Genomic DNA, 12,974 nt, shown 5'->3' with positions numbered 1-12,974 from the left:
TTTTCGGTTTGATGGATCGCCGGGTCGAAGCCCGGCGATGACGGCGGAGTTCCTGGCGAGCGCCACCTTTCTCATCGAAATCCCACGCTTTTTTGCCCTTGTGTGTATGCCGTAACGCTCACGGGGAGAGGTGAAGGCAAGCAATGGTCGACACGCTTCCCAATTCTCCCGAATGGACCGTCTCGGAGCTCTCGCAAGCGCTCAAGCGCACCGTCGAGGATGCCTACGGCCATGTCCGCGTGCGCGGCGAGATCTCCGGCTTTCGCGGGGTGCATTCGTCCGGGCACGCCTATTTCTGCCTGAAGGACGAGGGCGCGCGGATCGACGCGGTGGTATGGCGCACCGCCTATTCCCGTATGCGCATAAAACCGGAGGAAGGGCTCGAGGTGGTCGCCTCGGGGCGGCTGACCACCTATCCGGGGCGCTCGACCTACCAGATCGTGATCGACACGCTGGAGCCGGCCGGCCTCGGCGCGCTGATGGCGCTGCTCGAGCAACGCAAGCAAACGCTCGCCGCCGAAGGCTTGTTCGACGAGACGAGGAAGCGGCCGCTGCCCGCCTTGCCGGCGGTGATCGGCGTCGTCACCTCGCCGACCGGCGCGGTGATTCGCGACATTCTGCACCGCCTCGCCGACCGCTTTCCCCGCCCCGTGCTGGTGTGGCCGGTGCGGGTGCAGGGCGAGGGCGCCGCCGAAGAGATCGCCACCGCCATCCGCGGCTTCGATGCGCTCACCGAAAGCGGGCCGATCCCACGGCCGGACGTGCTGATCGTCGCCCGCGGCGGCGGCTCGATCGAGGATTTGTGGTCGTTCAACGAGGAGATCGTCGTGCGGGCGGCGGCCGACTGCCGGATCCCGCTGATCTCCGCGGTCGGCCACGAGACCGACGTCACGCTGATCGATTTCGCCGCCGACCGCCGCGCGCCGACCCCGACCGCCGCCGCCGAGATCGCCGTGCCGGTGCGCTCCGAGCTGATCGCGCGGCTCGACGGGCTCGGCCGCCGGCTCGCCGGCTGCTTTGCCCGCGCCCAGGAGAACCGCTACTCGGCGCTGCGCGCGGCCGCCCGTGCGCTGCCTTCTGCCGACCAGCTCCTCGCCGATGCGCGCCAAAAGCTCGACGGGGCGAGCGGCCGGCTGCCGCGGGCGCTGCTCGCCAATGCCCAGGCGCACCGAGAGAGATTTTCCCGCACGGCGCACCGGCTGTCGCCGCTTCTGCTGCGCGCCCGCCTCGTGCGTGAGCACGAGCGGGTGTTCGAGCTCGCCGGCCGGTCTCGGCGCTGCCTGCTGGTCCAGCGCGAGCGGCGCCGGGAAAGGCTCGCGGCGGTGTCCGGGCGGCTCTCGGCAGCGCTGCGGGCGACGCTGGCCGCGCAAAAGCTCGGGCTGGCCCGTGACCGCGAGCGATTGCAGAGCTTGATGGATCGCGCCGGCCGCGCCGAGCGAGCGCTGCTGGTCGCCCGACGCGGCCGGGTCGAGCGGGCCGCCGGGCTTTTGGCGGCGCTGTCCTATCAAGGCGTGCTCGCCCGCGGCTTTGCGCTGGTGCGCGGCCCCGACGAGCGGCCGCTGCGCACGGCCGCCGCCGTCGCGCCGGGCCTGCGGCTGTCGCTCGAGTTTTCCGACGGCCGCGCATTCGCCACCGCCGACGGCGCCCCGGCGACCGATGCAACGCCGGCCGCTGCGGACAAGCCGCCGGCAAAAAAGCCACGGCGAAAAAAGCCCGAGACCGCCGGCCAGGGCTCGCTGTTCTGAGGGACTCGTCCCGAGGGACTCGTTCCCGGGGGACTCGTCCCCGAGGGACTCGTCCCAGAGGGGCTTGCCCACCGAGCTGCGCTGTCGATCGCCGCGCGAGGCGCGGCCGAGCGAGGCGAACCGCCCGGACGGACTTTCGCCGCCCCCGGCGACATACTATGTTCATCGACGACAGCGGCGGTCGCGCGCCGACCGCCTTCGGAGGGTTCCGTGCTCACTCGATTCGATCATCGCCCGTACAGCGGCGAGGCGGAGATCCGCTACGACACACCCGAGTTCCGGGTGATCCGCGCGGGCTCCTATGTGCGCTGCGCCGTCACCGGGGTCGCCATTCCGCTCGACGAGCTGCGCTACTGGAGCGTCGAGCGCCAGGAGGCCTATGCCGACGGGCCGACCGCGATGCAGCGGCTGCGCGCCGAGCACCGGCCGCAGGCGGGTTGAGTTTTCGTCGGCGTCGCCCGGCGCAGGAGCGCCCCGGGCGAGGCGTGAGGCGGACGTGACGGATCGCATCCGGGAGGGGCATCGTGCTGAACCGCTTCGATCATCGGTCCTACAGCGGCGAGGCGGAGATCCGCTATCTCGATTCGGATTTCCGGGTGATCCGGGCGGGCGCCTATGTCCGCTGCGCCGTCACCGGCGTCGCCATTCCGCTGGAGGAGCTGCGCTACTGGAGCGTCGAGCGCCAGGAGGCCTACGCCTCCCCCGCCGCCGTGATGGAGCGCCTCCATCCCGACCGCATGAAGCCGGCGGGCTGATCAGTCGCCCTGCCGATCGCTCTTCATCGCCTGCCGCAGGAACGCGAACACGATCGGTGCGATCGTGCCGCCACCGATGAGCGCGCGTGCCTCACGGTCACCGGTCGCGGCAACGCCCCGTCGACCATGTCGGGACCCACTGTCAACGAACAGCGACACTCCCCTTGGTCGGAATGCCGGACAGGATTACCATGATCCGGCATCCGGGCTGATCTCTTCGGCCACCGTGCGGCCGCCGATTCCGCCGGGGGCGTGTCGTCGGGCCGTCGTCGCCGACGGCACCGTTTTTCCGTCTTGCACGGCCGTGCGCGGCGCGAGGCGTCGCATGCAATCGGAGATCGAGATGACTTTGCAGACCTTGATCGTGATCGTGGTGGTCGGCGCGGCGCTCGCGTGGGCGGCCGAGAAGTACGGCTACGGAACGGGCGGTGGCCCGACGATGGATTACGGCGCCGGCATCGTCGGCGCGTTCGTCGCCGTCTGGCTGGTGCCGAAGGCGGGCGTCGCGCTGCCGGCCGGCATCGTCGGCACCGCGATCGCCTCGGCGGTCGGCGCCGCCGTGGTGCTCTTCGCCGCCCGCTACTACCAGGGCGGCACCGCCGCGCCGGCCGCCGCCGCACCGGCGCCGAAAGCCGCCGCCCCGAAGCCGGTCGCGAAGCCCGCGCCCGCGCCCGCCGCGCCGATGGTTCCCGAGCGGCCGATGCCGCGCCGCGCCGCCCGCTGATCGGCGGCCTTTCGTTTGCGTGGACCGGTGCCGGACTCTTGCCCGGCGCCGCCGGACGACGGCCTCTCCCCCCACCCGGGGAGAGGCTTTTTTCATGGGCCCGCGCCCGCCGGCGATGTCATGCCGACGGCGACAGAGGTCGGCCTCGTCCAGAGCAGCACTCCGCAGGCGTGCGTCTCGAAGGACGAGGGCGCCCTCGGCTACGGCGCCGGGTGCTCCTCGCCCTGGGCGATCTCCTCCGACACCATGTCGCCCTTGCGGGTGACGACGTCCGAGCCGACCCGCTCGCGCACCACCGCATGGATCCGCTCGGCGAGCGGCGGCGAGCGCTCCATCAGGCGGCGGAGATCGTTGCCGTCGAGCACCAGGAGGTTGGAGCGGCTGATCGCGGTCACCGTCGCCGAGCGGCGGGACCGCCGCAGCACCGCGATCTCGCCGAAGAAGTGGCCGAGCCCGAGGGTGACGTGCCGGCCGGCCAGGTCGATGTCGACCGCGCCGCGGGCGATGAAATACATCGAGCTCGCCGGATCGCCCCGCCGCACGATCACGTCGCCGGCGTCGACCGTCTGCGCCCGCAGGCAGCGGGTGATGTCGGCGACCTCGGCGGCGCCGAGCCCGGCGAACAGCGGCACCCGCGCCACCATCCCCCAGGTGACGACGAAATCACGCCGGTGAATCTCGTCGGCGAAGGCGGTGGCGACGATGCCGACCGGCAGCGCCATCACCACGATCGCCGCGACGATCGTCAGCCCGGCGACCATCTTGCCGAGCGGCGTCAGCGGCACCACGTCGCCGTAGCCGACCGTGCCGAGCGTCACGAACGCCCACCACACCGCATCCGGAATGGTGCCGAGCTTGTCCGGCTGCACGTTGCGCTCGGCGAGATACATCAGCACCGCCGCGAACAGCGTGGTGCCGAGAAACACGACGATGCAGCCGGCCAGCGCCCGCCGCTCGTTGTAGAGCGCGTCGAGCAGCGAGCGCATGCCCGGCGAGTAGCGCCCGAGCTTCAGGAACCGCACGATGCGGAAGACCAGCATCACCCGAAGGTCTTCCGGAACGGCGAAGGCGAACCAGAACGGCAGGATGGCCAAAAGGTCGACGATGCCGACGGCGCTGGTGGCATAGCGCCAGCGCGCCCGGCGGGGCGCCAGCGCCTTGGCCAGCGGGTGGTCGGGCACGACCCACAGGCGCAACGCGTATTCCGCGGTGAAGACGACCAGCGAGGCCATCTCGACCAGCGTGAAGAGCGGGTGAAAGCGCGCGTCGATCGACGGCACCGACTCCAGCACGACGCCGGCGAGATTGACGAGAATGAGCGCGATCAGCAGGCGGTCGACCAGCACGCCGGTCGGATCGGTGCCGACGCCCTGGTCGAGCACCTCGGCGATCCGGCGCCTGAGGTCCGCCCCGCGCTTGGCGTGCCCGCGCATGCCGCCCCTCCTCCGGAGCGTCGCGTCGGGCGGGGCTTGCCGTCGAGGGCCGCAGCCCTCACCCCGCCTTTTGTGCCGCCCCGTTCGCCGCGCCGAGCGCCGCCGCGATGGCGTCGAGCGCCGCGTCGGCCTTGCCGCCGTCCGGGCCGCCGGCCTGGGCCATGTCGGGCCGCCCGCCGCCGCCCTTGCCGCCGAGCGCCGCCGAGCCCGCGCGCACCAGATCGACCGCGCTGAAGCGGTCGACCAAATCCTTGGTGACGCCGACCACGACGCCGGCCTTGCCGTCGGCGGTGACACCGACGATCGCCACCACGCCTGAGCCGATCTGCTTCTTGGCCTCGTCGGCGAGGCTCTTCAAATCCTTGACCTCGATGCCGGACACCGTGCGGGCGAACAGCTTGACGTCGCCGACGGTGCGCACGTCGTCGGCCGCACCGGACGCCCCGCCGCCGCCCATCGCCAGCTTGCGGCGCGCCTCGCCGAGCTCGCGCTCGAGCTGCTTCCTCTCGTCGATCAGCTTGGCGACCTGCTCGGGCACCTGCGGCGCCGGCACCCGGATCTGGGCGCCGATCTCGGCGAGCGTCTTGCTGGCGCCGACCAGATGGTGTCGCGCAGCCGCGCCGGTCATCGCCTCGATGCGGCGAACGCCGGCGGCCACCCCCGCCTCCTGGTCGATGAAGATCAGCCCGATGTCGCCGGTGCGCCGCACGTGGGTGCCGCCGCACAGCTCGACCGACCAGCCGAGCGCGTTCGAGGCGTCGCCCATCGCGACCACCCGCACCTCGTCACCGTATTTCTCGCCGAACAGCGCGCGGGCGCCCGACGCGATCGCGTCGTCCACCGCCATCAGGCGGGTGGTGACCGGGGTGTTCTCCAGCACCTGCGCGTTGGCGATCTCCTCGACGCGAGCGATCTCCTCGTCGGACATCTTCTTCGGATGCGAGAAGTCGAAGCGCAGCCGGTCGGGCGCCACCATCGAGCCCTTCTGCGCGACGTGATCGCCGAGCACCTGGCGCAGCGCCTCGTGCAGCAGATGGGTCGCCGAATGGTTGCGGCGGATGTCGGACCGGCGGCCGTGATCGACCTCGAGCGACAGCGGCTGGCCGGGCTTCAGCGTGCCCTCCTCCACCGTGCCGGAATGGACGAACACGTCGCCGGCCTTCTTGTTGGTCGCGGTGACGCGGAAGCGCACGCCCTCGCCGACCATCACGCCGGTGTCGCCGACCTGGCCGCCCGATTCGCCGTAGAACGGCGTCTGGTTGAGGATCACCGCGCCGGCCTCGCCTTTCGCGAGGCTGTCCGCCTGGATGCCGTCTTTCACCAAAGCCAGGACCTCGCCTTCGGCGGTCTCGGTCTCGTAGCCCAAAAACTCGGTCGGCCCGAAATTCTCGCGCAGCGTGAACCAGACGGTTTCGGTCGCCGCCTCGCCGGAGCCGGCCCAGCTCGCCCGCGCTTTTTCGCGCTGGCGTTCCATCGCCGCATTGAAGGCATCGAGATCGACGCCGACGCCGCGCGCCTTGAGCGCATCCTGGGTGAGGTCGAGCGGGAAGCCGTAGGTGTCGTAGAGCGTGAAGGCGGTCTCGCCGCTGAGGCTGTCGCCGCGGCCGAGGTCGCGCGCCTCCTCCTCGAGGATGGCGAGGCCGCGCTCGAGCGTTTTCCGGAACCGGGTCTCCTCGAGCCGCAGGGTCTCGCCGATCAAGGCCTCGGCGCGCACCAGCTCGGGATAGGCCTGGCCCATCTCGCGCACCAGCGTCGGCACCAGCTTGAACATCAGCGGCTCGCGGGCGCCCAAAAGCTCGGCGTGGCGCATGGCGCGCCGCATGATCCGCCGCAGCACGTAGCCGCGCCCTTCGTTCGAGGGCAGCACGCCGTCGGCGATCAGGAAGGCGGAGGCCCGCAGATGGTCGGCGATCACCCGGTGCGAGGCCTTCATCGGGCCGTTCGGGTCGACGCCGGTGCGGTCGACCACCGCCTGGATCAGCGCCTGAAAGAGGTCGATCTCGTAATTGTCGTGGGTGCCCTGGAGCACGGCGGCGATGCGCTCGAGGCCCATGCCGGTGTCGATCGAGGGCCGCGGCAGGTCGAGCCGCTCCGAGGGGAGCTGCTCGTACTGCATGAAGACGAGGTTCCAGATCTCGATGAAGCGATCGCCGTCGGCGTCCGCGCTGCCGGGCGGGCCGCCGGGGATCTTGTCGCCGTGGTCGTAGAAGATTTCCGAGCACGGGCCGCACGGGCCGGTGTCGCCCATCGCCCAGAAATTGTCGTGGGTCGAGATGCGGATGATCCGGCTGTCCGGGAGCCCCGCGATCTTCTTCCACAAAGCGAAGGCGTCGTCGTCCTCGGAATAGACGGTGACGGTCAGGCGCTCCGCCGGCAGGCCGAACTCCTTGGTGACCAGCCGCCAGGCGAGGTCGATCGCATTCTCCTTGAAGTAGTCGCCGAAGGAGAAATTGCCCAGCATCTCGAAGAAGGTGTGATGGCGGGCGGTATAGCCGACATTGTCGAGGTCGTTGTGCTTGCCGCCGGCGCGCACGCACTTCTGCGCGGTGACGGCGCGGCTGTAGGGCCGCTTCTCGACGCCGGTGAAGACGTTCTTGAACTGCACCATCCCGGCATTGGTGAACATCAATGTCGGATCGTTGCGGGGGACGAGCGGAGAGGACGGCACGATGGTGTGCCCGTTTCGCTCGAAGAAGGTCAGGAACGCCGACCGGATTTCGTTGACGCCGCTCATCGATGGCTCTTTCTCGGGTGACGACCGTGCCTCCCGGCGAGCCAAGCGACGGTCCTGCCTCGTGTTTCGACACCTTCTAGCGGTGTGGCCGCGGACTGTCCAGAACGCCGGCACGCGGGCAGCGCGGCGAATGCCGCACTGCAGCGGGTTTTTCGCCGCGCCGAGGCGCCCGGGCCACGCCGCGCGCCCCACGGTTCACTCCACACCCGCACGCGCGCCGGGCGACACCACAACCCGCGCACGCTTCCTGCGCGACGAGCATCGGGCGCCGAGCATCGGGCGCCGAGCATCGGGCGCCGAGGCGCCCCGCCGGATGAGCCGGCACCTCGCGAGTCACCGCGGCGCCGGGGGCGATGCCGCACCGGTCGGCCCGTCCACCGTCGCACCCGATGCCGAGGCGGCCATGGCCGCCGGGGAGACGTCGAGTTTCACAGCGACGCCGAGCGCCGAAGCTCCGCCGCCCCGAAGCACCCCCCCCCGCCGCGTCGCCGACCCGCCGCCGGGTTTCGTCGGCCCGGCGGGCCCACACCGTGAGCGTCGCCCCATGCTCGGGCACCGCAAAGCGCGCCATTTCGGCGAATTTCTGCTGGGCCGCCAGCGCGTCGAGAATGCCGACCGTCGCCGCATGCGGAAAAGCCCGGTCCGGCGACGGCGGAAAGCCGGCGGCACCGTCGGGCGCATCGACCACCACCAGACGCTCGGCCGACGTCGCCGCGAGATAGGCCGCCATCGCCCGACGATCGTCCTCGCGGGTCGCGCGGGGCGCGAGCCACGGCCCGTCGACCCGGACGGCGCAGGCACAATGCGCCCGGAGCATCCAGGTGAAGAAGCCGGCCGGGCCGAACGTCGTGGCAAAGCCGACCGTTCGAGCGTCCGCGACCAGCGGGATCGCCGACCGCACGAGCAGGAATTCGCTGGGCGCCGTTTCGTCCCGGCCGGCGACGGCACCGGCTGCGGCGACCGTCTCCGGGCTCGGCCGCGCGGGGACGAGACCGACCAGGATGCCGAGCCCGACGGAAACGGCGAGCAGGCCCACGGCCGAGACCGCTGCCATCGGCTTCGCTCGGATCGCGGGCGACCGCACGATGAGGCCGACCACGACGCCCGCCCCGGCCCCGGCGCCGACCCACCACGCAAAGATCCAGGACGCGAGAAAACGTCCCTGGTGATGCGGATGCACCAGCACGGCGAACGAGGCCAGCACCGCCAGCACGAACACCGCACGCGACCCCGGCGGACATTTTGTTGCGCCCACCAGTCCGACGAGGAACAGCGCCACCACCGCAACGGCGATCGCCGGCGACGGGTGGAACGCACCGGCAAAGGCGTCCCAGTAGAACGCGGCGCCGCCGAGCGGATCGAAGGTATGGGTCGGGCTGTTGGCGGGGCCGACGAACCACAAGAAGCCCGGCAAGCGCTTGGGGATCAGGAACGACACCGCGACCGGCACCACGTGCCAGGTGAAGATCGCGCGGCCCGGCACTCCGAGCATCGGCGCGAGGTGTTTGCGGTGCCGGCGCCAGGCGATCGCGAGGCGGACGAACAGCAACGCGTAGGCGACCGTCACCAGATTTTCCGGCGGATAGAGCGACACCGCCCGTCCGCCGACGACGATGTCCGCCGGGCCGTGCCGGTAGATCGCCGCGACCAGCACGAGGACGACGAGCGAGGCGATCACCAGCGGGTCGCGCAGGATCGCTCGCGCGGCCTCCGAAACGGCGGCTCTCGATCGGCCGAATCGCATGTCTATGCGCAAGGCCGAGACGGCTCTCGACAGAGCGTCCCGGTGCTCGATCGCCGCGGAAACCGCGAGCGACATCACCACGAGGCCCCAGTAATTGCCCTTGTGGAAGAACAGGAGGGTGAGCACCAGCGCGAGCGCGCGCCATCGCCGGACCGCGACGTCGTGCCACCACCGCGAAGTGGCGTCGGCCGCAGCCGGTACCGAAACGGCCGGCGTTGCAGGCACTTCGGGCGAGATGATCGAAGCCGAAACGGCGGGGTCCGAGGCGGTCGGGGCGGGTCGGGCCGAGCCGGTTCGGGTCGAGACGATGTGGGGCGAACCCCCTCGGGTCGAGCCGAGCGACAGCGAGCCGGCTCGGGCCGAGAGCGAGTCGCCCAGTGGCGAGCCGACCGCGGACGTACCGACCGGCGGCGTACCGACCGGAGACCTATCGAACGGGGATTCGCCAGTGGGAAAGAACTGAGGCTTTCCCGCAGACCAACCGGACGGGACGGGCTCCCCTGGCGCCCGGTTCCGCGGCTCGTCCGCCTCCACCGCCCGCGCAAAAGCGAGCAGCGCGAGCGCCGAGAGGGCCGCGCCGAGCCCCTCGAGCATCACGTCGGAGCCCAGCAGCGCGAAGGCCGGGCTGGCGAGCGCGAGCGCCGCGGCCGTCACCGCCGCGACCGAGCCGCGGGTCGGATCGGGAAACATGCGTCGCGCCAGAACGGCAGAGAGCACGACGGTCGCGGTCCAGCCGATCAGGCTCGGCACGATGCCGAGCCGAACGTCGAGACCACCGACAACGAGGACTCCCGACAGAAGAAGTCCGTGCAGCGGCGGCCACACCACCGACTTCGCGAGCTGGCTCAGAAAGCCGACCGGATCGAGACTTCGCAGCGCAACCGCGAGGTCGACCGCAAACCCGAAATGCCCGTTGCGGTCGTGCAGAACGCCGGTCCACAGAGAATCGGGATCGGCCACGTGAGCGACCAGCATGGACGCAGCAAATCCGATCGCGACCAGCGCCACCGCACCGATGACGACCCTGTCGATCCGTCGCGTCGCGACCAGCACCTCCGGTGGGCGCTCCGCCGATCCGATCGCCGGCGCCGCGGCCGCGGTCCGCTCCAAGCCGGCGACGACGTCGGCCCCCGCTCCTGCCCCCGACCTCATCGCCCCTCGGCTTTCGTTCGGCTTCTACCTCGACGACGGAGGCCGCCGGGTCGAGCAATCGCCCGTTCCGGCACGTGACCGGCCTCGAGGCCCCGTTCGTGCGAAGGGGGCGCCCCTCGATTCGAGGGCATGCGGAGCGCAGACGCACCGGCACGGCGGTCCATCGCCACGCCGCCCCGCACTCCGCCCCGCCGCGTGACCAGACTACTCCTCGGCGGCGGGCGCCTCGTCGCCGTCGTCTCCCCCGTCGCTCTCCTCGCCGGCGAGAATTTGGTCGGCGATCAGGCCGGCATTCTGGCGGATCGCCGCCTCGATCTTCGCCGTGACGTCGGGATTGTTGCGCAAGAACGTCTTCGCGTTCTCACGACCCTGGCCGATGCGGGTCGAGTCGTAGGAGAACCACGCGCCCGATTTCTCGACGAGGCCGGCCTTGACGCCGAGATCGAGGATCTCGCCGAACTTCGACACGCCCTCACCGTACATGATGTCGAACTCGACCTGCTTGAACGGCGGCGCCAGCTTGTTCTTCACCACCTTCACACGGGTCTGGTTGCCGACCACCTCGTCGCGCTCCTTGATCGCGCCGATGCGGCGGATGTCGAGCCGCACCGAGGCGTAGAATTTCAGCGCATTGCCGCCGGTGGTGGTCTCGGGCGACCCGTACATCACGCCGATCTTCATCCGGATCTGGTTGATGAAGACGACCATCGTGTTGGAGCGGCTGATCGAGCCTGTGAGCTTGCGCAGAGCCTGGCTCATCAGGCGCGCCTGCATGCCGGGCTGGGCGTCGCCCATCTCGCCCTCGAGCTCCGCCCGCGGCACCAGCGCGGCGACCGAATCGATCACCAGCACGTCGACCGCGCCCGAGCGCACCAGGGTGTCGGCGATCTCGAGGGCCTGCTCACCGGTGTCCGGCTGCGAGATCAGGAGGTCGTCGAGATTGACCCCGAGCTTGCGGGCATAGACGGGGTCGAGCGCGTGCTCGGCGTCGACGAAGGCGCAGATGCCGCCCTTCTTCTGCGCCTCGGCGACGCAATGCAGAGCGAGCGTGGTCTTGCCCGACGATTCGGGCCCGAAAATCTCCACCACTCGGCCGCGCGGCAGCCCGCCGATGCCGAGCGCGATGTCGAGGCCGAGCGACCCGGTCGACACCGCCTCGATCTCGATCGGCTTGCTCCCCTTGCCGAGCCGCATGATCGAGCCCTTGCCGAACGCACGCTCGATCTGGGTCAGCGCGGCATCGAGGGCCTTGGTCTTGTCCATCGAAGAACCTTCTACGACTCGCAGCGAGGCCGAAGCCATCCACGCCTCCTCTATGCCCGGGAATTGTCGAGGCGACAACGCACGCAGACGCGTCGTCCTCGACCTGGGCACATCGTACACCGTATGTTCTCTGTTCGCAATATGTTCTTTGCGGTGGAGCGGCGATGCCATCGGGTGGTGGAGGCGAAAACGCTCTTTGTCGGAACGTGAAGCCGCTCTTTGTCGAAATCTCGCATTGCACAATGAGCGAAGCGGCTGAATTACAAGGGAATTCTGAGGAGTGGGGGGTTCCTCAGGGTGCGCAACCGCTTTATGGCGAGATTGTGTTCGACAACAAATGTCGGCGAACCACTCAAGTAATTGAAGTGGCGATAGATCGCAATTTTCGATTGGCCAACCGGATCTTGAGGCGCCGCTTGATTGGCCAACCTATTGGCCAACCTGCTTGCGCTTTGCCCGACCGAAGGCACGTCGCTTCCCCGGAGGCAGGTTCTCCGGGCCGAGGCGATTCGCGAGCCAGTCAGCGCGATAGCGATCGTATCGTTCGATTAGAGCGGTAGTCAGACCGGACACGATCCTCTGTCGCTCTTGCTGATCCTCGCTGTCGAAGGCACCGCGATCGGTTCTATGGAGCTGCGGAAGCAAATCGGAGCCATCCAAGACAGCAAAAAGCGCATAATACAACTCAATGTCAACTAATCGGAAGTCACCGTATATGAAGAAGTCCGCCTCAATGCCAGTATAATTGCACACATTCAGTAAAAAATCCGCCGGTATTCGCGATTCCCCACTTAAGTAATTTTGCACTGATCGGTACGGAATCTGAAGCGCTTCGCTCAAATCACGCAGCGACACCCCTTTTTTCTTAAGGGCGTCCTTCAACTTAGCGGCAAGATGGTCGTTCTGAAGCCAAGTTGACATACACCTGTTTGTGCGTATCTTAGCGCATCATGCACCAGATCAGGCACATCCTCTCTGTGACGGTCGTAGGTTCCAACGACCTTTATACCGCAGTCCGCGCGGCGCTAGTAGGGCGGGGGACAAGCCTTGCCGCGTGGTGCAAAGACAAAAAGATCAACCGACAAACCGCGGAGAAAGCACTCAAGGGTGAACGACACAGTCGCCGCGCCGTGGAATTGCGGGAACGTATGGTCACCGAGATCCTCCGCACCGAGGATCCCTCGTGAGCGACACTGTCGATCTTCCAACGTTGGCACTGGCCGCCGGCGTTTCCCGCCAAGCTATCGAAAAAGCATGCAAGCGTATCGTGGATGGGAAGGCATCTACCTGGAGGGGAATGGCGCTTTCGATAATCTCGGCCCGAGGTCTCAGAGCCGATCCAAGAAGATCGGATTCACGCGGAGTGGGTTGGTCTTGCCAGCCGTCGGAGCATGACGCGGATCATGGCGAGGCGGACGAAGGCG

Annotated in this window: 10 protein-coding genes; 4 read left to right on the top strand and 6 right to left on the bottom strand. The window is 69.2% G+C overall.

All coding sequences use genetic code 11. The features are described 5' to 3' along the window. Positions 1-143 precede the first annotated feature (143 nt). From xseA to A33M_RS19950, 3 genes are all read left to right on the top strand, one after another. On the top strand, positions 144-1,745 hold the full coding sequence (xseA, locus tag A33M_RS19960; protein ID WP_008391150.1) for an exodeoxyribonuclease VII large subunit: 1,602 nt from the start codon (positions 144-146) through the stop codon (positions 1,743-1,745). 210 nt (positions 1,746-1,955) lie between these two features. Continuing rightward, positions 1,956-2,186, top strand: coding sequence for a DUF2093 domain-containing protein (locus A33M_RS19955; RefSeq protein WP_008391148.1), 231 nt, complete (start codon positions 1,956-1,958; stop codon positions 2,184-2,186). A gap of 83 nt (positions 2,187-2,269) precedes the next feature. Continuing rightward, entirely contained in the window at positions 2,270-2,500 is a 231-nt protein-coding gene (locus A33M_RS19950) for a DUF2093 domain-containing protein (RefSeq protein WP_008391146.1), read from the top strand. Here A33M_RS19950 and A33M_RS24255 read toward each other — a convergent pair whose 3' ends face one another. Continuing rightward, positions 2,501-2,659 carry a hypothetical protein gene (locus A33M_RS24255; RefSeq protein ID WP_157223586.1) on the bottom strand — a complete coding sequence of 53 codons (159 nt, stop codon included), beginning with the start codon at positions 2,657-2,659 and terminating at the stop codon, positions 2,501-2,503. A gap of 184 nt (positions 2,660-2,843) precedes the next feature. On the opposite strand from A33M_RS24255, the gene A33M_RS22605 reads away from it, so the two are divergent. Continuing rightward, positions 2,844-3,224, top strand: a complete 381-nt coding sequence (locus A33M_RS22605) for a GlsB/YeaQ/YmgE family stress response membrane protein (RefSeq protein ID WP_157223585.1) — start codon at positions 2,844-2,846, stop codon at positions 3,222-3,224. Between the two features lie 200 nt (positions 3,225-3,424). Here the strand turns inward: A33M_RS22605 and A33M_RS19940 are convergent, their stop codons facing one another. From A33M_RS19940 to A33M_RS23255, 5 genes are all read right to left on the bottom strand, one after another. Continuing rightward, positions 3,425-4,657 carry a cyclic nucleotide-gated ion channel gene (locus tag A33M_RS19940; RefSeq protein WP_008391142.1) on the bottom strand — a complete coding sequence of 411 codons (1,233 nt, stop codon included), beginning with the start codon at positions 4,655-4,657 and terminating at the stop codon, positions 3,425-3,427. A 58-nt stretch (positions 4,658-4,715) separates the two neighbouring features. After that, positions 4,716-7,391 carry an alanine--tRNA ligase gene (gene alaS, locus A33M_RS19935; RefSeq protein WP_008391139.1) on the bottom strand — a complete coding sequence of 892 codons (2,676 nt, stop codon included), beginning with the start codon at positions 7,389-7,391 and terminating at the stop codon, positions 4,716-4,718. A 76-nt stretch (positions 7,392-7,467) separates the two neighbouring features. Next, a complete protein-coding gene (locus tag A33M_RS22600; protein WP_157223584.1) occupies positions 7,468-9,789 on the bottom strand; it encodes a hypothetical protein in 2,322 nt (773 codons plus the stop codon). 702 nt (positions 9,790-10,491) lie between these two features. Then, entirely contained in the window at positions 10,492-11,589 is a 1,098-nt protein-coding gene (gene recA, locus A33M_RS19925) for a recombinase RecA (RefSeq protein ID WP_008391134.1), read from the bottom strand. 390 nt (positions 11,590-11,979) lie between these two features. Further along, the gene (locus tag A33M_RS23255; protein WP_083850568.1) at positions 11,980-12,471 is read right to left on the bottom strand and encodes a helix-turn-helix domain-containing protein; all 492 of its coding nucleotides are present in this window, start codon (positions 12,469-12,471) and stop codon (positions 11,980-11,982) included. Between the last annotated feature and the right edge of the window lie 503 nt (positions 12,472-12,974).

The sequence above is a fragment of the Rhodovulum sp. PH10 genome (genome assembly GCF_000293785.1).
Classification (GTDB): Bacteria; Pseudomonadota; Alphaproteobacteria; order Rhizobiales; family Xanthobacteraceae; genus Rhodoplanes.
This window is presented reverse-complemented; position numbering and strand designations above follow the sequence as displayed.